General features: G+C 71.7%; 20 protein-coding genes and 1 tRNA gene. 12 read left to right on the forward strand and 9 right to left on the reverse strand.

Annotated elements, in window-relative coordinates; genetic code table 11:
- Positions 1-244 precede the first annotated feature (244 nt).
- Both ACTJI1_RS04370 and ACTJI1_RS04375 read right to left on the reverse strand, forming a co-directional pair.
- Positions 245-751: a MarR family winged helix-turn-helix transcriptional regulator gene (locus tag ACTJI1_RS04370; RefSeq protein WP_440741688.1), complete on the reverse strand. Its 507-nt coding sequence runs from the start codon at positions 749-751 to the stop codon at positions 245-247.
- Complete coding sequence (locus tag ACTJI1_RS04375; protein WP_440741689.1) at positions 744-1,211, reverse strand: SRPBCC family protein; 468 nt, start codon at positions 1,209-1,211, stop codon at positions 744-746. The genes ACTJI1_RS04370 and ACTJI1_RS04375 overlap by 8 nt, the downstream gene beginning before the upstream one ends.
- A gap of 229 nt (positions 1,212-1,440) precedes the next feature.
- Here ACTJI1_RS04375 and ACTJI1_RS04380 point away from each other — a divergent pair, with 229 nt between their 5' ends.
- From ACTJI1_RS04380 to mfd, 4 genes are all read left to right on the forward strand, one after another.
- Positions 1,441-2,058, forward strand: coding sequence for a 50S ribosomal protein L25/general stress protein Ctc (locus tag ACTJI1_RS04380; protein WP_310130287.1), 618 nt, complete (start codon positions 1,441-1,443; stop codon positions 2,056-2,058).
- Between the two features lie 9 nt (positions 2,059-2,067).
- Positions 2,068-2,682, forward strand: coding sequence for an aminoacyl-tRNA hydrolase (pth, locus tag ACTJI1_RS04385; RefSeq protein ID WP_440741690.1), 615 nt, complete (start codon positions 2,068-2,070; stop codon positions 2,680-2,682).
- A 197-nt stretch (positions 2,683-2,879) separates the two neighbouring features.
- On the forward strand, positions 2,880-3,584 hold the full coding sequence (locus ACTJI1_RS04390; protein ID WP_440741691.1) for an alpha/beta fold hydrolase: 705 nt from the start codon (positions 2,880-2,882) through the stop codon (positions 3,582-3,584).
- A 58-nt stretch (positions 3,585-3,642) separates the two neighbouring features.
- On the forward strand, positions 3,643-7,263 hold the full coding sequence (gene mfd, locus ACTJI1_RS04395) for a transcription-repair coupling factor (RefSeq protein WP_440741692.1): 3,621 nt from the start codon (positions 3,643-3,645) through the stop codon (positions 7,261-7,263).
- Positions 7,264-7,302: 39 nt separating this feature from the next.
- Here mfd and ACTJI1_RS04400 read toward each other — a convergent pair whose 3' ends face one another.
- Together ACTJI1_RS04400 and ACTJI1_RS04405 are read right to left on the reverse strand one after the other, a co-directional pair.
- Positions 7,303-8,094 (reverse strand): TIGR00266 family protein, encoded by a 792-nt coding sequence (locus tag ACTJI1_RS04400; RefSeq protein ID WP_310130277.1) that lies wholly within the window; start codon positions 8,092-8,094, stop codon positions 7,303-7,305.
- A gap of 87 nt (positions 8,095-8,181) precedes the next feature.
- On the reverse strand, positions 8,182-9,378 hold the full coding sequence (locus tag ACTJI1_RS04405) for a Na+/H+ antiporter NhaA (RefSeq protein WP_310130274.1): 1,197 nt from the start codon (positions 9,376-9,378) through the stop codon (positions 8,182-8,184).
- Between the two features lie 110 nt (positions 9,379-9,488).
- Between ACTJI1_RS04405 and ACTJI1_RS04410 the strand changes: the two genes are divergently transcribed.
- The gene (locus ACTJI1_RS04410) at positions 9,489-10,187 is read left to right on the forward strand and encodes a MazG family protein (protein ID WP_310130273.1); all 699 of its coding nucleotides are present in this window, start codon (positions 9,489-9,491) and stop codon (positions 10,185-10,187) included.
- A 6-nt stretch (positions 10,188-10,193) separates the two neighbouring features.
- On the opposite strand, the gene ACTJI1_RS04415 is transcribed toward ACTJI1_RS04410, so the two are convergent.
- From ACTJI1_RS04415 to ACTJI1_RS04430, 4 genes are read right to left on the reverse strand one after another with little or no spacing between them, the layout of a single operon-like run.
- Positions 10,194-11,039: an ABC transporter ATP-binding protein gene (locus ACTJI1_RS04415; protein WP_440741693.1), complete on the reverse strand. Its 846-nt coding sequence runs from the start codon at positions 11,037-11,039 to the stop codon at positions 10,194-10,196.
- A gap of 2 nt (positions 11,040-11,041) precedes the next feature.
- Entirely contained in the window at positions 11,042-12,115 is a 1,074-nt protein-coding gene (locus tag ACTJI1_RS04420) for a FecCD family ABC transporter permease (RefSeq protein ID WP_440741694.1), read from the reverse strand.
- On the reverse strand, positions 12,112-13,182 hold the full coding sequence (locus tag ACTJI1_RS04425) for a FecCD family ABC transporter permease (protein ID WP_440741695.1): 1,071 nt from the start codon (positions 13,180-13,182) through the stop codon (positions 12,112-12,114). Before ACTJI1_RS04425 ends, ACTJI1_RS04420 begins: the two co-directional genes overlap by 4 nt.
- 6 nt (positions 13,183-13,188) lie before the next feature.
- Complete coding sequence (locus ACTJI1_RS04430; RefSeq protein ID WP_440741696.1) at positions 13,189-14,244, reverse strand: iron-siderophore ABC transporter substrate-binding protein; 1,056 nt, start codon at positions 14,242-14,244, stop codon at positions 13,189-13,191.
- 435 nt (positions 14,245-14,679) lie between these two features.
- On the opposite strand from ACTJI1_RS04430, the gene hisS reads away from it, so the two are divergent.
- The 7 genes from hisS (at position 14,680) to ACTJI1_RS04465 (ending at position 21,844) form a co-directional block, all read left to right on the forward strand.
- Positions 14,680-15,972 (forward strand): histidine--tRNA ligase, encoded by a 1,293-nt coding sequence (gene hisS / locus ACTJI1_RS04435; RefSeq protein WP_440741697.1) that lies wholly within the window; start codon positions 14,680-14,682, stop codon positions 15,970-15,972.
- 63 nt (positions 15,973-16,035) lie between these two features.
- Complete coding sequence (gene eno / locus ACTJI1_RS04440) at positions 16,036-17,316, forward strand: phosphopyruvate hydratase (RefSeq protein ID WP_440741698.1); 1,281 nt, start codon at positions 16,036-16,038, stop codon at positions 17,314-17,316.
- Between the two features lie 292 nt (positions 17,317-17,608).
- Entirely contained in the window at positions 17,609-17,854 is a 246-nt protein-coding gene (locus tag ACTJI1_RS04445; protein WP_310130257.1) for a hypothetical protein, read from the forward strand.
- A 109-nt stretch (positions 17,855-17,963) separates the two neighbouring features.
- Positions 17,964-18,488, forward strand: coding sequence for an FtsB family cell division protein (locus ACTJI1_RS04450; RefSeq protein ID WP_440741699.1), 525 nt, complete (start codon positions 17,964-17,966; stop codon positions 18,486-18,488).
- A gap of 5 nt (positions 18,489-18,493) precedes the next feature.
- Positions 18,494-19,009 (forward strand): DUF501 domain-containing protein, encoded by a 516-nt coding sequence (locus ACTJI1_RS04455; RefSeq protein WP_440741700.1) that lies wholly within the window; start codon positions 18,494-18,496, stop codon positions 19,007-19,009.
- Between the two features lie 7 nt (positions 19,010-19,016).
- Positions 19,017-20,387: a S8 family serine peptidase gene (locus ACTJI1_RS04460; RefSeq protein ID WP_440741701.1), complete on the forward strand. Its 1,371-nt coding sequence runs from the start codon at positions 19,017-19,019 to the stop codon at positions 20,385-20,387.
- A 38-nt stretch (positions 20,388-20,425) separates the two neighbouring features.
- The gene (locus ACTJI1_RS04465; protein ID WP_440741702.1) at positions 20,426-21,844 is read left to right on the forward strand and encodes an NAD(P)/FAD-dependent oxidoreductase; all 1,419 of its coding nucleotides are present in this window, start codon (positions 20,426-20,428) and stop codon (positions 21,842-21,844) included.
- A gap of 214 nt (positions 21,845-22,058) precedes the next feature.
- Here the strand turns inward: ACTJI1_RS04465 and ACTJI1_RS04470 are convergent.
- Positions 22,059-22,132: transfer RNA gene (locus ACTJI1_RS04470), tRNA-Leu, on the reverse strand.
- Between the last annotated feature and the right edge of the window lie 21 nt (positions 22,133-22,153).

Here is a 22,153-nt window from a genome sequence, read left to right on the forward strand (position 1 = left end):
CCCGCCGTGGCCGGCGGGGCGTGCCCCGGCCGCGCGGCCGCGCCAGCTCATGATCGTAGGTGTGAAACGTTCAAATCTCCGACGCGAGGCTTTCCCGAAGGAGATCGGGCTCGAATCCGCCTGAATGTCCGACATACGCTCGCGAATCTCCGACGGTAGGCATCCCGCACCGCAACCGTCGAGGGGTCGCAACGCCGTTATCCCGCGCCCATAACGGCCTGTTGCGACCCCTCGTCGCGCGCGGCTAGCCGGCAAACGGCGGAGCCGCCAGCGCGGCGAGCTGCGTCGCGAAGGCCGGCGCATCCACCGCGGCGAAGAAGGCGGCGTCGGCGGCCTCCACGTCGGCCGTCGCGCGGCGGGCCGCGGCTGCACCCTCGCGGGTGGGGCGCAGCACGCGGGCGCGGCCGTCGGTGGGATGCGGCAGCCGCTCCACGAGGCCGCCGCGCTCCAGTGCCCGTACCACCTGGGACGTCATCATCGGGTCGGTGTCCGCGAAGGCCGCCAGGTCGACCTGCGTCACCAGCCGCTCGGGCTCGCGGTCGGCCAGCCAGGTGAGGGATGCGAGCAGCACGTACTGCACGTGCGTCAGCTCGTGCGGGGCGAGCGCCGCGCGCATCCTCGCCTGCCAGCGGTTGGTCACCCGCCACAGCAGCAGCCCCGGGCTCTGCGCCGCGACCGGGAACCGGCTCCCCAGGCCCGCCTGTGCGCCCCCGCTGCTACTGCCGGCGCCGACTTCGCCAGCCTCAGCCACGGGCCGCCTGCGATTCGGCCGCCTCCGCCTGCGACTCCGCGACCCGCGCCTCCGCCGCCCGTAGCAGCTCCGCCATCGCGACCGGGAAGTCCCCGGCGATCTGTGGCCCCAGCTCCGGGCCGACCGCGTCCGCGTCCTCGCCGTCGATCTCCAGGGTGTGCGTCACGTCCGTACCGCCGTCGGCGCGGGGGGCCAGCGTGTGCCGGAAGGTGAGCGCCAGTCCGCCGAAGGCGGTGCGGTCGGCGTAGACGCGCTCCGGATCCAGCTCGACGATCTCGGACGTCATCGAGTCCTGGCCCTGCGGCGTCACCGTGACGGTGGTGCCGACGGCGAAGGGTCCGTGCAGCTCGAAGCGGTCGCTGGCCGGGCCGAGCGGGGTGCCGCTGTGCAGGTCGCGCAACGCCGACCAGACGGCGGAGGCGGGGGCGCCGGTTCCGGCGCTGTGCTGGGTGGTCCACATGGTGATCTCCGATCGAAAACTAATAAGCGCGCTTAGCGTATCGTCATCGGGTAGACTCGGCAACTGAACTTCGGCGAGGGATGCTGCGCACAGCATCCGTGATCGACGCGGTGGAGCAGGCTACGCAGTCTTTCCTCGCGCACTTCGATGCGTTCGAGTCGAACAACAACCACACTGCGGGCCTCTCGGCTCGCCCGACAGCCGGACCCCCGTCCGGCGAGGAGACACCATGGCAGACGAGTCCAACAAGGTCGCAGCCGAGCTGCGCGAGAGCTTCGGCAAGGGCGCGGCGCGCAAGATCCGCGCGGCCGGCAAGATCCCCGCCGTCATCTACGGTCACGGCACCGACCCCGTCCACATCACCGTCCCGGCCCACCAGGTCGGCCTGCTGCTGCGCAAGGCGAACGCGGTCCTCGACCTCGACATCGCCGGCAAGGCCGAGCTCGCCCTGGTGAAGGACGTGCAGAAGGACCCGGTGTCGCAGATCATCGAGCACCTCGACCTCATCCTCATCCGCCGCGGTGAGAAGGTCACCGTCGAGGTGCCCGTGCACATCGAGGGCGAGCCGTACTCCGGCACCATCGCCATGCTCGAGGTCAGCACCATCCGCCTCGAGACCGAGGCCACCCACATCCCGGAGCGCATCGTCATCGACGTCACCGACGCTCCCGAGGGCACCCAGTACCTGGCCAAGGACTTCGCCCTCCCGCAGGGCTCGACCCTGGCGGAGGACGAGGAGCTCCTCATCGTCAACATCGCGGTGCCGGCGTCCGCCCGTGCCGAGGACGAGGAGACCGCCGCGGCCGAGGCCGCCGCGGAGGCCGAGGCCGGCGAGAGCGCCGAGTAAGCACCTCTCATGGAATCACCCCGTCAGGCGCCCGCCCCGGGACCGTCGGACGGGCCGTGGCTCGTGGTCGGGCTCGGTAACCCCGGGCCCGGCTACGCCGCCACCCGTCACAACGTGGGTCAGATGGTGCTCGACGAGCTCGCCTCGCGCGGCCGTCTCACCTTCAAGACGCACAAGACGAACGCGACGGTCGCCGAGGGTCGGCTGACCCCCGGCGGCCCGCGGTTCGTCCTCGCCAAGCCGAACACGTACATGAACGTGTCCGGCGGGCCGGTGTCGCAGCTGCTGCGCTTCTACTCGCTCGACCCGTCGCACCTGATCGTGGTGCACGACGAGCTGGACATCCCGTTCGACACCATCCGCATCAAGCACGGAGGCGGCCACGGCGGCCACAACGGCGTCCGCGACGTGATCGCGGCGATCGGAACGGGCGACTTCACGCGCGTGCGCGTCGGCGTCGGCCGTCCCCCCGGTTCGGCGGGCGCCGCCGACCACGTGCTCAAGGCCTTCTCGGCGACCGAGCGCAAGAACCTGCCGATCCTGGTCGCAGACGCGGCGGATGCGGTCGAGCAGGTCGCCGCCGAGGGCCTCACCCCGGCGCAGAACCGCTTCCACGCCCGCTGACGCGCATCCCCCCGCCATCGAGTACACGAAAAGTGCACGCGATCTCGGCGTGTCCCGTGCACTTTTCGTGTACTCGCCGGAGGGGAGCAGCTCGGCGGGAGCGAGGGAGCAGCGCGGCGGGGATTCACGACGAACGCTCAGCGGGAGCGGAGGCGGCGCCCTGCCTCGCGCCAGGCGGCGCGCGTACCGTGACCGGCATGAAGTTGTTCTCGCGCGAGTGGGGCACCGGTGACCGCTACGCCGTCCTCGTCCACGGAGTGATGTCGGACTCGCGCAACTGGCGCCGCGTCGGCCCGGTGCTCGCAGATCGCGGCTACCACGTGATCGCCGTCGACCTGCGCGGGCACGGCCACAGCCCCCGCACCGACGAGTACTCGGCCGAGCTGATGGCGCAGGACATCGTCGACACCGTCCCGGACCGTCCCGAGCTCGTGATGGGTCACTCGCTCGGCGGCCTCACCGTGAGCCTCGCGATCGAGCGCCTCGACCCGCAGCGCGTGATCTACGTCGACCCGGCGTTCTCCTGCCCGGCCACGAACCGGTTCCAGCAGCTGCTCGCGCCCGCCTTCCTCCGCACCCTCGCACGCCAGTCCGCCGCTCGCATCGCCAAGCGCAACCCCCGGTGGGATCCGGCCGACGTCGCGATCGAGGTGGAGACCTTCCGGGCCTTCGACCGCGCGGTCCTGCCCGTCGTGGTGACCCCGTCAGCCATGCGCGCTCCCGAGGTGATGACCGTTCCCTCGCTCGTGATGCTCGCCGACAACTCGCAGCTGGTGAAGCCCGAGCTCGCGCGGCGCCTCCGCGGGGAGGGCTACGAGGTCCGGATCGTGCCCGGTTCCGGCCACGTGATCAACCGCGACGACCACGACGGCTTCATGAGGGCGCTGGACGGCTGGATCTGATCCTCCCGAACGTCCGCTGCCCCTGGAACTGTCGGCGGCCCCACGTAGAATCGACCGAGTGATACTCCAGGGTCTGGTCGGCGCGCTTGCGCGCGAGTCCTCGTTCAGCGACGCGCTCGCCCATGCGGCGCGCGACGCCGACTTCTCGCTGACCGACGGCCTGCGCGCTCCGCTCCTCGCCGGGCTGCTGCGCCGCCGCGCCGAGCAGGGCGCCTCCCAGGCGGTGCTGCTCATCACGGCGACGGGACGCGAGTCCGAGTCCATCCGTGGCGCGCTGCCCTGCCTGCTGCCGGAGGCCGAGATCGTCGAGTTCCCGGCGTGGGAGACCCTGCCGCACGAGCGTCTGAGCCCGAGCGCGGAGATCGTCGGCAAGCGGCTGCTCGCCCTGCGGAAGCTGACCGACTGGGCGGACGGCGACCAGCGCACGCCGTTCATCCTCGTGGCCTCCGTGCGTGCGGCGCTGCAGCCGCTCGCCGACAACCTCACCGACTACTCGACCGTCGAGCTGGCCACCGGCGGCCGCGGCTTCGACCTCGGCGGCCTGTCCGCCCAGCTGGTCGACCTCGCCTACGCGCGCGTCGACATGGTGACCCGGCGCGGCGAGTTCGCCGTGCGCGGCGGCATCCTCGACGTCTTCCCGCCGACGGCCGACCACCCGTACCGCGTCGACTTCTTCGGCGACGAGGTGGATCAGATCCGCGCTTTCTCGGTCGCCGACCAGCGGTCCCTCCCGGACCCGATCTCGTCGGTCGCCCTGCCGCCGAGCCGCGAGCTGCTGCTCAGCGAGTCGGTGCGGCAGCGGGCGCGCGAGATGGAGCACGAGTTCCCGAGCCTGTCGGCCATGCTCGCCAAGATCGGCGAGGGCATCCCGGTCGAGGGGATGGAGTCGCTGGCTCCCGCGCTCGTCGACCGGCTGGTTCCGCTGACCCACTACCTGCCCGAGGGCGCCGCCGTCGCCGTGCTGTCGCCCGAGCGGGTCGCCTCGCGCGCGGTGAGCCTCGCCGAGACCAACCGCGAGTTCCTGTCGGCCGCCTGGAGCGCCGCCACCGTGGGGGCCGCCGCCCCCATCGACCTCGCGGCCGGCGACTTCATGACGCTGCAGCAGCTGAGGGACTCGGTGAAGTTCAGCCGCCCGGGGGCGCCCAGTCCCGACCATCCCTGGTGGACGATGAGCGGCTTCCAGGCCAACGACGTGCTGCCCGAGGAGCTGGAGCTGGAGGAGCACCTGCAGGTGCGCATCCAGGCCGAGGCCGTCCCGAGCTTCCAGGGGAACGTCTCGGGCGCGGTCGAGCACGTGCGCGGACGCCTCCGCGACGGCTGGCAGGTCGCGATCGTCGCCGCCGGCAACGGACTGGTGGAGCGGGCCGCCGACGTGCTCGCCGAGGCCGAGCTGCCGGCTCGTCCGGTGGACGAGTTCCCGGCCGATCCCGAGCCCGGCATCGCGTACCTGATCAAGGCGACCGCCGAGCACGGGTTCGAGATGCCCGACATCAAGCTCGCCCTGATCAGCGAGGCCGAGTTCTACGGCCGCACCATCGGCTACGACTCGCGCCAGGTGAAGAAGCTGGCGACCCGGCGCAAGAACGTGGTCGACCCGCTGCAGCTGAAACCCGGCGACTACGTCGTGCACGAGACGCACGGCATCGGCAAGTTCGTCGAACTCACCCAGCGCGAGGTGTCGAGCGGCGGCCGCAACGCGGTCAAATCGAAGCGCGAATACCTGGTGCTGGAGTACGCGCCCTCGAAGCGCGGCTACCCCGGCGACAAGCTCTATGTGCCCACCGATCAGCTCGACCTCCTCACGCGCTACGTGGGCGGGGAGGCGCCGCAGCTGTCCAAGATGGGCGGCAGCGACTGGGCGGCGGCGAAGGGACGCGCGCGTCGCGCGGTCCGCGACATCGCCGTGGAGCTCGTCAAGCTCTACTCGGCCCGCATGGCGAGCAAGGGCCACGCGTTCGGTCCGGACACCCCGTGGCAGCGCGAGCTGGAGGAGGCGTTCCCCTTCGCCGAGACGCACGACCAGCTGCAGACCATCGACGAGGTGAAGGCCGACATGGAGCGGCCCATCCCGATGGACCGTCTGATCTCGGGCGACGTCGGCTTCGGCAAGACCGAGATCGCCATCCGTGCGGCGTTCAAGGCCGTGCAGGACGGCAAGCAGGTCGCCATGCTCGTGCCCACGACGCTGCTGGTGAAGCAGCACGCCGAGACGTTCCAGGAGCGCTTCGCCGGGTTCCCCATCCACCTCCGCCAGCTCAGCCGGTTCCAGACCGACAAGGAGGCGCGCGAGACGCTGCGCGGCCTGGCGGACGGCACGGTGGATGTGGTGATCGGCACCCACCGCATCCTCGCCGACGGCATCACCTTCAAAGACCTCGGCCTTGTGATCATCGACGAGGAGCAGCGGTTCGGCGTCGAGCACAAAGAGGCGCTGAAGAAGCTCAAGACCAACGTCGACATCCTCGCCATGAGCGCCACGCCGATCCCGCGGACGCTGGAGATGGCGGTCACCGGCATCCGGGAGATGTCGACGCTCGCCACCCCGCCCGAGGACCGGCACCCGATCCTCACCTTCGTGGGGCCGTACTCCGACAAGCAGGTCGCCGCGGCGATCCGCCGCGAGCTGCTGCGCGAGGGCCAGGTGTTCTTCGTGCACAACCGGGTCGGCTCGATCACGAGCATGGCGGCGAAGCTGGCCGAGCTCGTGCCCGAGGCCCGCATCGGGGTCGCCCACGGCAAGATGAACGAGCACGCCCTGGAGCAGGTGGTCGTCGACTTCTGGGAGCGGCGGTTCGACGTGCTGGTGTCGACCACCATCATCGAGACCGGCCTCGACATCTCGAACGCGAACACTATCATCATCGACCGCGCCGACAAGTACGGCCTGAGCCAGCTGCACCAGCTGCGCGGCCGCGTCGGCCGTGGCCGCGAGCGCGCGTACGCGTACTTCCTCTGGGACGAGAACAAGCCGCTGAGCGAGACCGCGCACGACCGCCTGTCCACGATCGCGGCGAACAACGACCTCGGCAGCGGCATGCAGGTCGCGCTGAAAGACCTCGAGATCCGCGGCGCGGGCAACCTGCTCGGCGGGGAGCAGTCCGGCCACATCGCCGGCGTCGGCTTCGACCTGTACCTGCGGATGATCGGCGAGGCCGTCTCCACCTTCCGCGGGGAGGTCGCCGAGGGCCAGACCGAGCTGCGCCTGGAGCTGCCGGTGGATGCGCACATCCCCGAGGAGTACGTGGACAGCGAGCGCCTGCGGCTGGAGGCCTACCAGAAGCTGTCGACGGCGAGCTCGCCGAACGCGAAGGACGGCCAGATCGACCTCGTGCTCGAGGAGCTGACCGACCGCTACGGCGCTCCGCCGGAGCCGGTCACCAACCTGATCGCCGTGTCGCGGCTGCGCCGGGCGGCGCAGAAGGCGGGCCTCGGCGAGGTCGTGGCGATGGGCTCCAACCTCCGCCTTGCGCCCGCAGTGTTGCCGGACTCGCTGCAGGTGCGCCTCCAGCGCATGTACCCGGGTTCGAAGTACCACGCGGCACCGAAGGTCGCGACGGTCCCGCTGCCGCGGGTGAACGGCGAGGCTCTGGACGACGCCGACCTCATCGGCTGGGTGGCCGACCTGCTCGGCGCCCTGTTCCCGGAGAAGGAGCCCGCCGCGGAGCAGCGCGCCGGCTGAGCGGACGTAGCGTCCGCCCAGCCGGGCCGCGCCGATCGGTCAGGAGAGCAGACCGCCGATCAGGCCGCCCGCGACGCCCGCGCCGACGACCCCGGCCGCGCCTCCGCCGGCTCCGGCGCCGGCGTTCATGAACGGTCCCATCGCTCCGACGAAGGCCTGGAGGTTGCGGGTCTGCATGAGCACCGTGCCCGGACCGGTGAACTCGGCGACCAGCATCTCGCCCGACGTGAACGACCGGAACAGGCTCTTCGTCGCCTTCTGGATGCGCACATCCATGCTCGAGTCCCAGGCCACGACGTGTCCCGTGTCGATGATGTACCGCTCGCCCGGCTGCAGCACCTTCTCGTGGAGGGAGCCGAAGGCGGTGAGCAGCAGCACGCCCTGCCCGGAGACGCGCATGATGAACAGGCTGTCGCTGCCGAAGAAGCCGCTCAGGCCGCCCCACTTGGTGTCGATCTCGAGGGACGGCTCGCTTGCGAGGTAGCTGGCGGCCGCGATGTTGTAGGTGCCGTTCTCGAGGTGGAGCGGCACCAGGTCGCCGGGCGCGGACGGCGCCAGGGTCAGCTCGCCCGCGCCGGCCGTCGCCGTGAAGCGGGAGACGAACGCCGAGCGCCCTGCGACCGAGCGCTTCACGGCGCCGAGGACGCCGCCTTCGAGTTGCGACGAGAGCTCGACGGACGGCGACATGGACACCATGGCGCCCGCCTGCGTCGCCACGGTCTGTCCGGGCGCGAGGTCGAGGGTCGCCATCGAGAAGGCGGGGCGGTAGTCCACGCGGTAGTCGAAGGTGCCGGCGCGGCCGACGTCGGGGAGGATCGTGAATTCAGACATGGGTGGAGGGTACGGAATCGCGCGTGCCGCCGTCTGATTGCGGTCACAGGCGCACCCGATCGGGCACCTTCGGACGCGGGAACGCGCTCAGTGTCCGGCCGCGCCGACCTCCGCGGCGGCCGTGCCGTGGCCGGTCGGGTGGGGGTGCGGGTGCAGCCGCCGATTGCGCCGGGCGAGCAGGCTGACCAGGATGGCCGCCAGCACGATCGACACCGCCGATCCGAGGAGCACGGCGAGGGTCCCTTCGGCGCGCACCTCCTCGGCGCCGGCGAAGGCGAGCTCGTTCATGAGCAGCGACACCGTGAACCCGATGCCGCCGAGCGCCGAGATCGTCAGCAGCCCGAACACCGAGATGCGACCGCGCTCGGGCCCCTTCTTCGTGAACGACCCGAGCCATCCACCGAGCGTGATGCCGACCACCTTGCCGACCGGCAGGGCGATGAGGATCGCCCAGAACGCGGGGGAGAGCTGCGAGGGCGACACCTGCGGGATGACGACGAGCGCCGCCGAGAACGCGAACAGCGGCAGGATCACCCCGTTCGACCACGGCTCGAGCGCGTGCGTGACGCGTCCCGCGGGCTGCCGCGCCATCGCGAGCCCCAGTGCGACGCCCGCGATCGTGGCGTGCACGCCCGAGTCGTACACCAGCCACCAGGTGAGGGCCGCGAGCAGCACCATGAGGACACCGAGCGGCCAGCGCAGCCGTCCGCGCAGCATCCGGCTGAGGGCCCCGAACAGGACGACGGTGACCGCCGCGAGCGCGAGCTCCCACAGGTTCGGGTCGGTGGTGAAGAACACCGCGATGATCAGGATGGCGATCAGGTCGTCGAGCACGGCGAGGGCGAGCAGGAAGACCCGCAGCCGGTTCGGCAGCCCGCGACCGAACACGGCCAGCACGCCCAGCGCGAAGGCGATGTCGGTGGCGGTGGGGATCGGCCAGCCCTGCTGCACGCCGGAGCCGACGGTGAGTGCGAGGTACAGACCGGCCGGCACGATGACGCCGGCGACCGCCGCGATGGCCGGATGGATGGCCTTCTGCACGCTGTTCAGCTCGCCCGCGACCAGCTCGTGCTTGAGCTCGACCGCGACGATGAAGAAGAAGATCGCGAGCAGTCCGTCGCTGATCGCGTGGCCCACGCTGATCTTCAGGAACCCGCCGCCGAGGTACGCGTGCTGGATGTCGACCAGCGTCGGCCCGACCGGCGTGTTGGCGAGGAGGAGACCGAGGGCGGCTGCGCCCAGCAGGAGGCCGGCGGCGGTGCGCTCGGAGCGGATGATGCTCATGGAATCACCAATCTGGGGTCACGGACTCGACGCCGACCAGACTTCCCGGCACACCGCAGACGAGTCTAGCCGGTGGCAGGATGGATGCATCGTAGAGCGAGGAGATCCGGATGGGCGAGACAGTGGTCCCTGAGGCCGCGACGAAGCTCGATGAGCTGGTCGCGGTGATGGCCCGGCTGCGAGCCCCGGGCGGATGCCCGTGGGACGCCGACCAGACCCACGAGTCGCTGGTGCAGTACCTGATCGAGGAGACGTACGAGCTCATCGACGCCATCGAGACCGGCGACCGCGACGAGCTCCTCGAAGAGCTCGGGGACGTGCTCTACCAGGTGCTGTTCCACGCGGACATCGCCGCGCACACGCCGGGCGAGGACTTCGACATCCAGGATGTGGCGGCGCACATGACGGCGAAGATGGTCGGCCGCCACCCGCACGTCTTCGGCGACCGCGCCGCGGCCGACGCGCGCACGGCGGAGACCGCCGACGACGTGGTCGGCTTCTGGGACGAGCTGAAGAAGCAGGAGAAGCCGGGCCGCACGAGCGTGCTCGACGGCATCCCCCAGGGCATGCCCTCGCTCGCCCTCGCCGACAAGCTGCTCGGCCGCGCCGAGAAGGTCGGTCTGCTCGACCTGCAGGAGCAGGGCGGCGTCCAGGTCGGCAGCGAGGACGAGCTCGGCCCGCTGCTCCTCGCGATCGTCGCCTCGGCCAAGGCGCAGGGGCTGGATGCGGAGCGCGCCCTGCGCTCGACCCTCCGCGACCTCCAGGGCGAGATCCGCGACCAGGAGGCGGCGACGCGCGAGAGTGCGTGAGCGTACCTACCGGTGGTGCCGCCCCAGCGGGACCACCAGCGGCGTCCCGGTGACGGGGTCGTCGGCGACCACCGCCTCCACGCCGAACACGTCGCGCACGAGGTCGGCCGTGACGACCGCGGCCGGGTCTCCCGCGGCGACGATCTCGCCCTGGCGCATCGCCACCAGGTGCCCGGCGTAGCGGGCGGCCAGGTTGAGGTCGTGCAGCACCATCACCACGGTCGTGCCGCGCGCCGCGTTGAGGTCGAGCAGCAGGTCGAGCACCTCCAGCTGGTGGCTGAGGTCGAGGAACGTGGTCGGCTCGTCCAGCAGCAGGATGTCCGTCCGCTGGGCCAGCGCCATCGCGATCCACACCCGCTGCCGCTGGCCTCCGGAGAGCTCGTCGACCGGACGTTCGGCCAGCTCGGCCACGCCGGTCGCCGTCATCGCCTCGGCGACCGCCTCGTCGTCCTCCGCCGTCCAGCGGCGGAACCAGCCCTGATGCGGGTAGCGGCCGCGGGAGACGAGGTCCGCGACGGTGATGCCGTCCGGCGCGCTGGGCGTCTGCGGCAGCAGCCCGAGCCGCTGAGCGACACGCTTGGTCGGCAGCGCCTGGATGTCGGAGCCGTCCAGGAGGACGGTGCCGCCGGTGGGCGCCAGCAGGCGTGACAGGCCCCGGAGCAGGGTCGACTTGCCGCAGGCGTTCGGGCCGACGATGGCGGTCACCCGACCGGCCGGCACCTCCAGGTCCAGGCCGTCCACGATGACCCGGCCGTCGTAGGCGAGCGTGAGCCCGCGGGCGGCCAGCTCCGGCGTCGGCGACGCCGGTGACGGCGATGTCGGTGACGGCGATCTCGGTGTTTGGGATGTCATGGTCAGCCTCCCCGGCCCACACTGTTGGTCCTGGCGAGCAGCCAGAGAAGATACGGCGCCCCGACGATGCCGGTGACGACACCGACCGGCAGCACCACGCCCGGGATCGCGAACTGGGCCGCGATGTCGGACACGACGAGGATGAGCGCACCGAGCAGCGCCGACGGCACCAGCGCGAGCGACCCGCGCCCGACCAGCCGCCGGGCGATCGGCGCCGCGAGGAACGCGACGAACGAGACCGGGCCGGCCACCGCGACGGCGATCGCCGCCAGCGCGACGGCCACCGCGACGACGGCGAGCCGGGTGCGCTCGGGGCGCACCCCGAGCCCGGCGGCGAGGTCGTCGCCCAGCGAGAGCGCCCCGAGCGGACACCCGACGGCCAGCGCGCACGGGACGAGCACGACGGTGCCGACGGCGAGCACGAGCAGCGCAGACGGATCGACCGAGTTCAGGCTGCCGGTGATCCACACCAGCGCCTGCTGCACGTCGGAGATGTCCCCACGGGTGAGCACGTACGACACGATGCCGCCGCAGAACGCGGCGATGCCGATCCCGATCAGCACGAAGCGGTACCCGCTGACCCCGCGGCGCCAGGCGAGCGCATAGATCACGGCGGCCGCGGCCAGCGTCCCCGCGAGCACGATGCCGGAGAGCGCCAGTCCGGTCAGCCCGAACCAGATCAGCGCGATCGAGCCGGTCGCGCTCGCCGCGGCGGTGATGCCGATGATGTCCGGGCTCGCCAGCGGGTTGCGCGCCACCGACTGGATGAGCGCCCCGGACAGGCCTAGGCAGGCGCCGACCAGCGCACCGGCCACCAGCCGTGGCAGCCGAAGGTCCAGGATGACGAAGGACGTCAGGCGGTCGGCTCGCCCGACCAGGGCCGCCAGCACGTCGAGCGGTGCGACGGAGGCTGCGCCGAGCGTCAGCGACACCGCCGCGACGACCACCACGGCGACCGCGAGCACCACCGAGACCCGCACGATTCGTGACCGGCCCGCGCGACGGTCGGCGCGCACGGCCGCGACGAGCGGGCGGGCGTTCCCCGCGATCACGGAGGAAGCGCGGCCGCCCGTCACAGGGCCACCGTCCGGCGACGGCGGACCAGCGCGATGAAGACGGGAGCGCCGACGAAGGCCAGCACGACGCCCACCTGCAGCTCGCCGGGCGGCGCGACGACGCGACCGATGATGTCGCAGCCGAGCAGGAGTGACGGCGCGAGCAGCGCGGAGTAGGCGAGGATCCAGCGGTAGTCGGCGCCGACGACCCGGCGCGCGATGTGCGGCACGATCAGCCCGGCGAAGGCGATCGGCCCGACCGCCGCCGTGGCCGATCCGCAGAGCAGCACGACGGCGACGCCGCTCAGGCCGCGGCTCACGCCGACACGCTGGCCGAGCCCGCGCGCGACGTCGTCGCCGAGCGCGAGCCCGTTGAGCAGACGCCCCAGGGCGAGGGCGATCACCGCGCCGAGAACCAGCGTGGGGAGCACCTGCAGCAGGACACCGAACCCCCGTCCTGCGAGCGAGCCGACCTGCCAGAACCGCATGGCGTCCAGGGAGACGCGGCTGGTCAGCTCCACCGCGGTGATCAGGGATCCGAGGGCCGCGGAGACGGCGGCGCCCGCGAGCGCCAGCTTCACCGGCGTCGCCCCCTCCCGCCCGAGCGACGACACGGCGTAGACGAGGGCGGACGCGAGGGCCGCCCCCGCGAAGGCGAACCAGATGTAGCCGGAGGGAGCGGTCACGCCGAGGAACGCGATCGCCACGACGACCGCCAGCGACGCGCCGAAGTTGACGCCCAGGATGCCGGGGTCGGCGAGCGGGTTGCGCGACAGTCCCTGCATGACGGTGCCCGCGAGTCCCAGCCCGAGGCCGGCGGCGATGCCGAGCAGCGTGCGCGGCAGCCGGCTGTCGACGACGACCAGCGCGTCCGGGTCCGACCGCGAGTAGTGGGTCAGAGCGTGCAGGACATCGGCAGGTGCGATCGTGCGTGCGCCGACCATCAGGCTCAGCACCGAGAGGACGACGAGCAGCAGGGCGGTGCCCGCGAACCCCAGCAGCAGACGCCGGCGGCGCCGGGCGATCGGGGCGGCCGTGCGGCCCTCCCCGATGCGCCCGGCGTCCGGGGCGACGGTGCTCGACGGCATCGTGCCTTACTTCACCTTGTCCGCGGCGGCGGCCAGCTGGGGCACGTAGCGGTCGAGCATCCACGGGATGCTGAGCACGCTCGGCGCGCTGGTGGCCGCGACGAACGACTCGCCGACGATCGGGGCGAAGCGTCCCTCCTTGATCGTGGGCATCGCGGCGACGAGCGGGTCGGAGGTGAACGCGTCCACCGAGGACTGCTTGTCGAAGTACATCACCAGCAGGTCGGTGTCGATCTTCGACAGGTTCTCGTTGCTGAGCTGGTAGAAGAAGCTGCCGTCGCCCTTCGACGCGTCGAGGGATGCGATGCTCGGGGAGTTCTTCAGCCCGAGGTCGTTCAGCAGCTGCACCCGCGGGTCCTCCGCGCGGTACACGTTGAGCTTGCCGGGCTCGTTGGCCGCGGCGTAGAAGAACGTCTTGTCCTTCAGCACGGGGTACTTCGCGGCCAGGGCGGAGACCGAGTCTTCGGTCTTGGCGACCAGCGCGTCCGCCTGCTTCGTCATCCCGAGCGCCTTGCCGACGATGGCCGTCTGGTCACGCCAGCTGGTCGCCCACGGCTTCTCCGGGTAGGCGACGACAGGGGCGATCTTGCTCAGGGTGTCGAACTCGGTCTCGGTCAGACCGGAGTACGGCGCGAGGATGACGTCCGGCTTCGCCGTGACGAACTGCTCGAACGGCACCTCGCCGGTGTCGGCGTCGAGGATCTGCGGGGTCTTCCCGCCGAGCTCCTTGATGCGGTCCGCGTCCCAGGGCAGCACGCCGTCCGCATCGCCGCCGTAGCTGAAGCCCGGCATTGCGACCGGGACGATGCCCAGCGCGAGCACGATGTCCTGCGCACCCCAGCCCCAGGTCGCGATCCGCTTCGGCTTCGCGTCGATGGTCGCGGACCCGAGGGCGCTCTTCACCGTCACCGGGAAGGCGCCGTCGCCGCCGCCGGCCGTGCTGTCAGCGCCGGAGCCGCCGGCGCTGCAGCCGGTGAGCACGAGCGCCGCGGAGGCGACGAGGGCGGAGGCGATGGTGACGAGACGGGACCGTCGGGCGCGGGCAGGGCGTGCTGGGAGCATGGCTCTCCTCGGTTCGGAGGGTGGGGGAGGATGCGGGCCGCCGCCTCGGGGAGGGGTGCCCGTCTTAGGCAAGCCTAACCTAATACGCCGGTCAACATGCCGATCCGGAGCGCCGAGTGGGCAGCGCCGAGGGCGGGGGCGGGGCCGGCAGCGCGTCCGCGGTGGGGGTGTCTATTCGCCATTCGGGTGAGACGCCGGGTGGCGGCGCGCTCCTGGTCCCGACGGACGCGTTGTCGGCCTCTACTGTCTGGCAGCGAGCAGGCGCCGTGGTCGGACGGATGCGACTCATGCCAGGTCCTCCCCGTGGAGGACACCACCGAGCCGCGCGCGCGGAGCGGCATCAGGGTGGCAACGCCCGAAGTTTACGCGCGTCGGCCGAGCCACCGCGATCCCCCCGGGAGGTGTGGAGGGGAGCCGACATGGAAGAATCGGAGCATGGCCTCACCGATCACCCCGCCCCGCGGCATGCGCGACTTCCTCCCCGCCGAGAAGGCCCGCCGCGAGCATGCACTCGGGGTGATCCGCCGCAGCTTCGCCGCCCACGGCTTCGACGAGATCGAGACCCCCGTCGTGGAGGACGTGGAGCGCCTCCACTCGGGGCTCGGCGGCGACAACGAGAAGCTGTCGTTCAGCATCCTGAAGCGCGGCCTCGACGGCGACGACCTCTCGGCGGCGATGGAGTCGGGCGACCTGCTCAGCCTGTCCGACCTGGGCCTGCGGTTCGACCTCACCGTCCCGCTCGCGCGGTTCTACGCCTCGCACCGTGCGGAGCTGCCGCCGGTGTTCCGCAGCATCCAGATAGCCCCCGTCTGGCGCGCGGAGCGACCGCAGAAAGGCCGCTACCGCCAGTTCGTGCAGTGCGACATCGACATCATCGGCGAAGGCTCGCAGCTGGCCGAGGTCGAGCTCATCACCGCGACGGCGGCCGCCCTGGAGGCGCTGGGCCTCAGCGACTGCACGATCCGGATCAACGACCGCCGCATCCTGAACGGGCTGCTGGAGTACTGCGGCTTCGACGAGGCGCGCTGGCCGCAGGTGCTGATCTCGATCGACAAGCTCGACAAGATCGGCACGGACGGTGTGGTCGCCGAGCTCGCGGAGGGCGGCGCCGACGCCGCGGCCGTGCTCGGCGGGCTGCTCGCCAAGCTCGAGCCGCACCTGGCCGACGGGGGAGTGGAGCTCACGGTCGAGGCGATCACCGGCATCCTGCCCGAGGGGCTCGACACGGATGCGGTGGCCGACCTGGAGGCGCTCGCCCACGCGCTCGACACCCTGCCGCCGGGCGTCAGCCTGCGGTTCGACCCGACGCTCGTCCGCGGGATGGGCTACTACACCGGGACCATCTTCGAGATCTCGCACCCCGGCTCGGGCAGCTCGGTCGGCGGCGGCGGACGCTACGACGGCATGATCGGCCGCTTCCTCGGCACCGATGTCCCGGCCGCCGGGTTCTCGATCGGCTTCGAGCGGGTCGTCGACCTCATCGAGCTTCCCGAGGACGCCTCGGCGGAGTCCGTCGTGCTCGTCTACGACCCCGCGGTCCCGCTCGACCGGCTCGTCGCGATCAAGTCCGAACTGGTCGCGCGGGGGAGCCGCGTCCGCCTCGACCGGCGCGCGAAGAACCTCAAGGGCGTGCTCGACCGCGCGGCCGCCTCCGGCTTCCGTTCCTTCGCGTTCGTGAACCCGGACACCGCGGACGCCTCGGCGCTCGAGCTCAAGCCGCTGGCGTAGCGCGCCACCCGGCCTCACTAGACTGACCTCGGAATCCCACAAAAACCACGCAAGGAGACAGTTGTGGCTGCAATCGAAGCTGTAGGCGCTCGCGAGATCTTGGACTCGCGCGGGAACCCGACCGTCGAGGTCGAGGTGCTCCTCGAGGACGGCACGGTCAGCCGTGCCGCCGTCCCGTCCGGCGCGTCCACCGGGGCGTTCGAGGCCTACGAGCTGCGAGACGGCGACAAGGAGCGCTACCAGGGCAAGGGCGTGCTCAAGGCCGTGGATGCGGTGCTCGACGAGCTGGGACCTGCGATCGAGGGCTTCGAGGCCTCCGAGCAGCGCCTGGTCGACGAGGCCCTCATCGACCTCGACGGCACCGAGAACAAGAAGCGCGTCGGCGCGAACGCCATCCTCGGCGTCAGCCTCGCGGTCGCGAAGGCGGCGGCCGACTCGGCCGACCTGCCGCTGTTCCGCTACGTCGGCGGCCCGAACGCGCACATCCTCCCGGTCCCGATGATGAACATCATCAACGGCGGCGCGCACGCCGACACCGGCGTCGACATCCAGGAGTTCATGGTGCTGCCGCTCGGCGCCGAGACGTACTCCGAGGGCCTCCGCTGGGGCGTCGAGACCTACCACTCGCTCAAGTCGCTGCTGAAGTCGAAGGGGCTCAACACCGGCCTGGGCGACGAGGGCGGCTTCGCCCCCGAGCTCGAGCACAACCGCGCCGCGCTCGACCTGATCTCCGAGGCGATCGAGCAGGCCGGCTTCACCGTCGGCCGCGACATCGCCCTCGGCCTCGACGTCGCGAGCACCGAGTTCTTCGAGAACGGCGTGTACCGCTTCGAGGGCCAGGACCGCAGCTCCGCCGAGATGAGCGCCTACTACCAGGAGCTCGCCGCCAACTACCCGCTGGTCTCCATCGAGGACCCGCTGGCCGAGGACGACTGGGAGGGCTGGACGCACCTCACCGCCGAGCTCGGCACCAAGCTGCAGCTGGTCGGAGACGACCTGTTCGTCACCAACCCGAAGCGCCTCGCCGACGGCATCGCCCGCCACGCCGGCAACAGCATCCTGGTCAAGGTGAACCAGATCGGCACCCTCACCGAGACGCTCGACGCCGTGTCCCTCGCCCAGCGCAGCGGCATGACCGCCGTGCTGTCGCACCGCTCCGGCGAGACCGAGGACACCACGATCGCCGACCTGGCGGTCGCGACCAACGCCGGCCAGATCAAGACGGGCGCCCCCGCCCGCTCGGAGCGCGTCGCCAAGTACAACCAGCTGCTCCGCATCGAGGAGGAGCTGGGCGACGCCGCCGTCTACGCCGGCCGCAGCGCCTTCCCGCGCTTCACCGCGTAACGCGCCCCGCGCGCCGCGCCGCGAACGGCCCCCGGGTTCCCCCGGGGGCCGTTCCGCATCTCGGGGATGCCGTCGCGCGCCGAGTTGCGACATCTACTCACCACTCGCGCGGGATTCCGACATCCACTCACGACTCGCGGGCGCTCGCCCAATGCTGGGCGCCCGAGTTGCGACATGTACTCACCATTCGCGGGGAATTCGGACATCAACTCACGACTCGCCGACCGGCGGCACGCGGGCGGTATGGTGCTGAGGTGCCGGAGATCGAGGACGTAGCGGGCGCGGTGCTCGCATGAGGACGGAGTCCGAGGTCGTCCCTCTGGTGCTGTTCCTCGCGCTCGCGGGGCTGTTCGCCGTGCTCGGTGTGTTCCTGCTGATGCGGCCCGGGCGGGCGGCCGCGTTCTTCGCCGATCAGGATGCGCGCACGCGCTTCCGGGCGCGCGACGCCCGCACCCTTGGGGCCGTGTTCGCCGTCGGTGCGGCGGTGCTGCTCGCGCTGGGCGTCGTGCGGCTGGTCGCCCTGCTGGGCGGCGGCTGAGCGCATCCCGACACCCCGACGCGCCGCCGCCGCGGGAGGATCCGTCGCCTACGATGGGAGGGGGCCGACCGGCTCCGTCCGACGCCGCGATCCGAGACCGGGAGGGCCCATGCCGAAGCCGCGCACGCGCCGCGTCCCGGTGCGCATGTCCCGGCCCACCGGCACCGGCCGGTGGCTCCGCCAGCTGCACTTCTCGGCGTTCTCGCTGGTCATGATGGGCGTGCTCGTGCTGGCCGTCGTCATCCTCGCGCCCACCGTGCAGGCGTTCCTCGCCCAGCGCCAGCAGATCTCCGACCAGCAGCACGCGGTCGACCAGCTCGCCACCCAGGTGAACACGCTGAAGGACCAGCGCGCCCGCTGGAACGACCCCAGCTACCTGCGTGCGCAGGCTCGCGACCGGCTCTACTACGTGATGCCCGGCGAGGTCAGCTACCTGGTCATCGACGACCGGCCGCCGGCGGCGAAGCAGGACGCGACCCCCGTCAGCTCGCGGCTGCAGAAGACGCGCACCGACTGGGTGAGCTCGCTGTTCGGCTCCTTCATGGGCGCCGGCCTCACCGAGGCGACCCCGCAGCAGCTGGGCGGAGCGCCCGCGTCGCCCACCCCGACTCCCACCCCCGCACCGAAGAAGTGACCCGCATGACCCGACCGCCCTTCGATCCCGTGACCGACGACGACATCGCCGTGGTCTCCGAGCAGCTCGGCCGCCCGGCCCGCAACGTCGTCGGCATCGCCGCGCGCTGCGTGTGCGGCCGCCCGACCGTCGTCTCGACGGCCCCGCGGCTCGACGACGGGACGCCGTTCCCGACCTTCTACTACCTGACGCATCCCGCCGCGACCGCCGCGATGTCGGCGCTCGAGGCGACCCAGGTGATGAACGAGTACAACGACCTGCTCGCCGCCGACGAGGAGGTCGCCGCGCAGTACCGGGCGGCGCACGAGCAGTACCTCGCCGACCGCGAGTCGATCGCCGTCGTCGACGAGATCTCCGGCATCTCCGCCGGCGGGATGCCGTCCCGCGTCAAGTGCCTGCACGCGCTCGCGGCCCACGCGCTGGCCGCCGGACCCGGCGCCAACCCGATCGGCGACCTCGCCCTTGCCCGGGGCGGATGGTCGCCCGCGGTGTGCGAGTGCCGCATCGACGTCGCGGGGTAGGTTCCGCATGGCGCGCAGGGGTGGGGCGGCGGTCCGCGGGGGGATGCGCGACCGCGGTGCGGAGCGCGTGCGACGCCTCGTCGGCGCGCGGCGCACGTCCGGTACGCGCCTGGCGCGGCTCACCGCATCCCTCGCCATCGTCGCGGTCGCCCTCGCAGGTGCGGTCGTCCCCGCGACCGCCGCGCACGCCGACCAGGTCCGCGACCTCGAGTACTGGCTGAACGACTACGGCTTCTCGCAGGCCTGGGCGACCACGCGCGGCGCCGGGGTGACCGTCGCCGTCATCGACACGGGCGTCGACGGGTCCGTCCCCGACCTCGCCGGTGCGATCGTCGGCGGCACGGACGTGTCGGGCGTCGGCTCCGCGAACGGCGAGAAGCCGCTGGGGGATGCGGAGAGCGCGAACCACGGCACGTGGGTCGCGTCGCTGCTCGCCGGCCGCGGCACCGGGCCGGACAGCGGTGTGCTCGGCGCCGCGCCCGAGGCCGGCGTGCTGGCGGTGTCCGTCGCGTTAGGCAAGGCGCTGGGACCGGTGGGCAGCGACGAGCAGATCGCTCAGGCCGTGCACTGGGCGGTCGACAACGGCGCGAAGGTCATCAACATGTCGCTGACCCGCAACACGCTGGACTGGCCGCCCAGCTGGGACGAGGCCTTCCAGTACGCCTTCGCCCACGACGTCGTGATCGTTGCCGCCGCGGGCAACCGGGGGAGCGGCACCAGCGAGGTCGGCGCGCCCGCGACCATCCCGGGGGTGCTGACCGTCGCGGGCGTCGACCGCGCGGGGCGGGCGAGCTTCGATGCGTCCGCGCAGGGCATCACGATCGGCGTCTCGGCGCCGAGCGAGCAGCTCGTCGGGGCGAATCCGGGCGGGGGCTACGTGCAGTGGGCGGGCACCAGCGGCGCGGCGCCTCTGGTCGCCGGGGCGGTCGCGCTGGTGCGGGCCGCGCATCCCGAGCTGAACGCGGCGGATGTGATCGAGCGCATCATCCGCACCGCTCGGCCCGCAGGCGGCGCGGTGCCCAGCCCCATCTACGGCTACGGGCTGCTGGATGCGGCCGCGGCGGTCACCGCCACGGTCCCGCACGTCACGGCGAACCCGATGGGCGATCTCGCGGACTGGATCCGCATCCACCGCCGGGCGCAGTCGCCGTCGGCCACCGCGCCGCCGGCAGCGGGCGGGGATGTTCGCGCTGCGCCGGTGCCCGCGAAACTGACCCCCGAGCGCGCGGTACCATGGAGTCAGATGTTCTGGCCGCAATGGAGCGTCCTCACCGCTTTCTGGCTGCCATTCGCCTTGATCGCCGGCTTCCTCGTCCTCGTCGCCCTCGGCGGCACCGGCGCGTGGCTGCATTTCAGGCGGATGCGCAGCAGGGAGTAATGTAGGCCCAAACTTTCGTGTTGAGGAGACGCATCACTGTGCCCAAAATCCTGATCGTCGGCGGCGGATACGCCGGCTTCTACACCGCGTGGAAGCTCGAGAAGCAGCTCCGCCCGGGCGAGGCCGAGGTCACCATGGTCGACCCCGTGCCCTACATGACGTACCAGCCGTTCCTCCCGGAGGTCGCGGCGGGCTCCATCGAGCCGCGTCACGCGGTGGTCGCGCACCGCCGCCACCTCAAGACGACCAACATCATCACCGCGAAGGTCACGTACGTCGACCACGCGCGCAAGGTCGCCACGATCCAGCCGCCGGTGGGCGAGTCCTACGAGTTCGAGTACGACATCGTCGTGGTCACCGCCGGTGCGGTGTCGCGCACGTTCCCGATCCCGGGCGTCGCCGACCAGGCCGTCGGCCTCAAGAACATCGAGGAGGCCGTGTACATCCGCGACCGGCTTCTCACCAACTTCGACAAGGCGGCGGGCATGCCGGCCGGCCCCGAGCGCGACCGTCTGCTCACCTTCGTCGTCGTCGGCGGCGGCTTCGCGGGCATCGAGATCTTCGCCGAGCTCCGCTCCTTCGCGAGCGCCCTGCTGAAGCGCTACCCGGAGATCTCCTTCGAGGACACGCACTTCCACCTGATCGAGGCCATGGGCCGGATCATGCCGGAGGTGTCGCTCCCGACCAGCCACTGGGTGATCAAGAACCTGGCGGAGCGCGGTGCGCAGATCCACCTCGACACGCAGCTCTCGAGCGCGGTCGACGGCGTCATCCAGCTGTCCACCGGTGAGAGCTTCGAGTCCGACCTCATCGTCTGGACCGCCGGCGTCATGGCGAACCCGGAGATCGTGCGCCACACCGACCTCCCGATCGAGGAGCGGGGCCGCCTGCGCGTCCGCGCCGACCTCCGCGTCGGGACGGACGACGAGATCATCGAGGATGCCTGGGGCGCGGGCGACGTGTCCGCCGTCCCCGACCTCACCGGCGGCGGCGTGGGCGGCTACTGCGTGCCGAACGCCCAGCACGCGGTGCGTCAGGGCAAGCTGCTCGCGAAGAACATCGTCGCCTCGCTGCGCGGTGAGCTGCCGCGCCAGTACTACCACAAGAGCCTCGGTGCGGTGGCCGGCCTCGGCGTCGGCATCGGCGTGCTCCAGTCGGGCAAGATCGCCGTCAAGGGCGTTCTCGGCTGGCTGGCCCACCGTGGCTACCACGGCCTCGCGATGCCGTCGTGGGAGCGCAAGTTCCGCGTGATCTGGGGCTGGTGGAACAACCTGTGGCTCGACCGCGACATCGTGTCGCTGCAGGCCGTCCAGAACCCGCGCGCGAACTTCGAGGAGTTCGCCGCCCGCCCGAAGCCGGCCGTCGAGGCCGCCCCGGCCGAGCCGGCGAAGAAGGCCCCCGCCCGCAAGAAGGCGGAGCCGGCGACCAAGCAGCCCGCCGAGGTCACCGCGAAGTAACGCACCGACCGCGTCGAAGGCCCGGCCCTCAGGGGGCCGGGTCTTCGTGCGTGTGCGGCAGGTTCGTGCCGTCGCGGCACGAGCGATCGTCGGAGATCTGCGATCGTCCGTCGGAGATCCGGCCGGAATCGCCGCGAAAGTCCTGCGGCAGAGCGTTGCGTCGGAGATTTGGAGGGTGTTTTCCGACGGAAGCACGGCCGAAGCCCCCAAGGAGTACCCCCAGTGGGACTCGAACCCACACTCGGGCGAGTTTAAGTCGCCTGCCTCTACCGATTGGGCTATGGGGGCGTGGCCCGCGGCCGCGTCGGG

This window comes from Leifsonia sp. 22587 (assembly GCF_052044215.1).
Classification (GTDB): Bacteria; Actinomycetota; Actinomycetes; order Actinomycetales; family Microbacteriaceae; genus Leifsonia; species Leifsonia shinshuensis_C.

What these genes read in the sequence shown, in the direction of transcription:
- ACTJI1_RS04430 (WP_440741696.1), bottom strand. Translation starts at nt 14,244, where the DNA reads ATGCTCCCAGCACGCCCTGCCCGCGCCCGACGGTCCCGTCTCGTCACC.
- pth (WP_440741690.1), top strand. Translation starts at nt 2,068, where the DNA reads ATGGAATCACCCCGTCAGGCGCCCGCCCCGGGACCGTCGGACGGGCCG.
- ACTJI1_RS04380 (WP_310130287.1), top strand. Translation starts at nt 1,441, where the DNA reads ATGGCAGACGAGTCCAACAAGGTCGCAGCCGAGCTGCGCGAGAGCTTC.
- ACTJI1_RS04425 (WP_440741695.1), bottom strand. Translation starts at nt 13,182, where the DNA reads ATGCCGTCGAGCACCGTCGCCCCGGACGCCGGGCGCATCGGGGAGGGC.
- ACTJI1_RS04410 (WP_310130273.1), top strand. Translation starts at nt 9,489, where the DNA reads ATGGGCGAGACAGTGGTCCCTGAGGCCGCGACGAAGCTCGATGAGCTG.
- ACTJI1_RS04405 (WP_310130274.1), bottom strand. Translation starts at nt 9,378, where the DNA reads ATGAGCATCATCCGCTCCGAGCGCACCGCCGCCGGCCTCCTGCTGGGC.
- hisS (WP_440741697.1), top strand. Translation starts at nt 14,680, where the DNA reads ATGGCCTCACCGATCACCCCGCCCCGCGGCATGCGCGACTTCCTCCCC.
- ACTJI1_RS04445 (WP_310130257.1), top strand. Translation starts at nt 17,609, where the DNA reads ATGAGGACGGAGTCCGAGGTCGTCCCTCTGGTGCTGTTCCTCGCGCTC.
- ACTJI1_RS04400 (WP_310130277.1), bottom strand. Translation starts at nt 8,094, where the DNA reads ATGTCTGAATTCACGATCCTCCCCGACGTCGGCCGCGCCGGCACCTTC.
- ACTJI1_RS04375 (WP_440741689.1), bottom strand. Translation starts at nt 1,211, where the DNA reads ATGTGGACCACCCAGCACAGCGCCGGAACCGGCGCCCCCGCCTCCGCC.
- ACTJI1_RS04460 (WP_440741701.1), top strand. Translation starts at nt 19,017, where the DNA reads ATGGCGCGCAGGGGTGGGGCGGCGGTCCGCGGGGGGATGCGCGACCGC.
- ACTJI1_RS04415 (WP_440741693.1), bottom strand. Translation starts at nt 11,039, where the DNA reads ATGACATCCCAAACACCGAGATCGCCGTCACCGACATCGCCGTCACCG.
- ACTJI1_RS04390 (WP_440741691.1), top strand. Translation starts at nt 2,880, where the DNA reads ATGAAGTTGTTCTCGCGCGAGTGGGGCACCGGTGACCGCTACGCCGTC.
- ACTJI1_RS04450 (WP_440741699.1), top strand. Translation starts at nt 17,964, where the DNA reads ATGCCGAAGCCGCGCACGCGCCGCGTCCCGGTGCGCATGTCCCGGCCC.
- ACTJI1_RS04455 (WP_440741700.1), top strand. Translation starts at nt 18,494, where the DNA reads ATGACCCGACCGCCCTTCGATCCCGTGACCGACGACGACATCGCCGTG.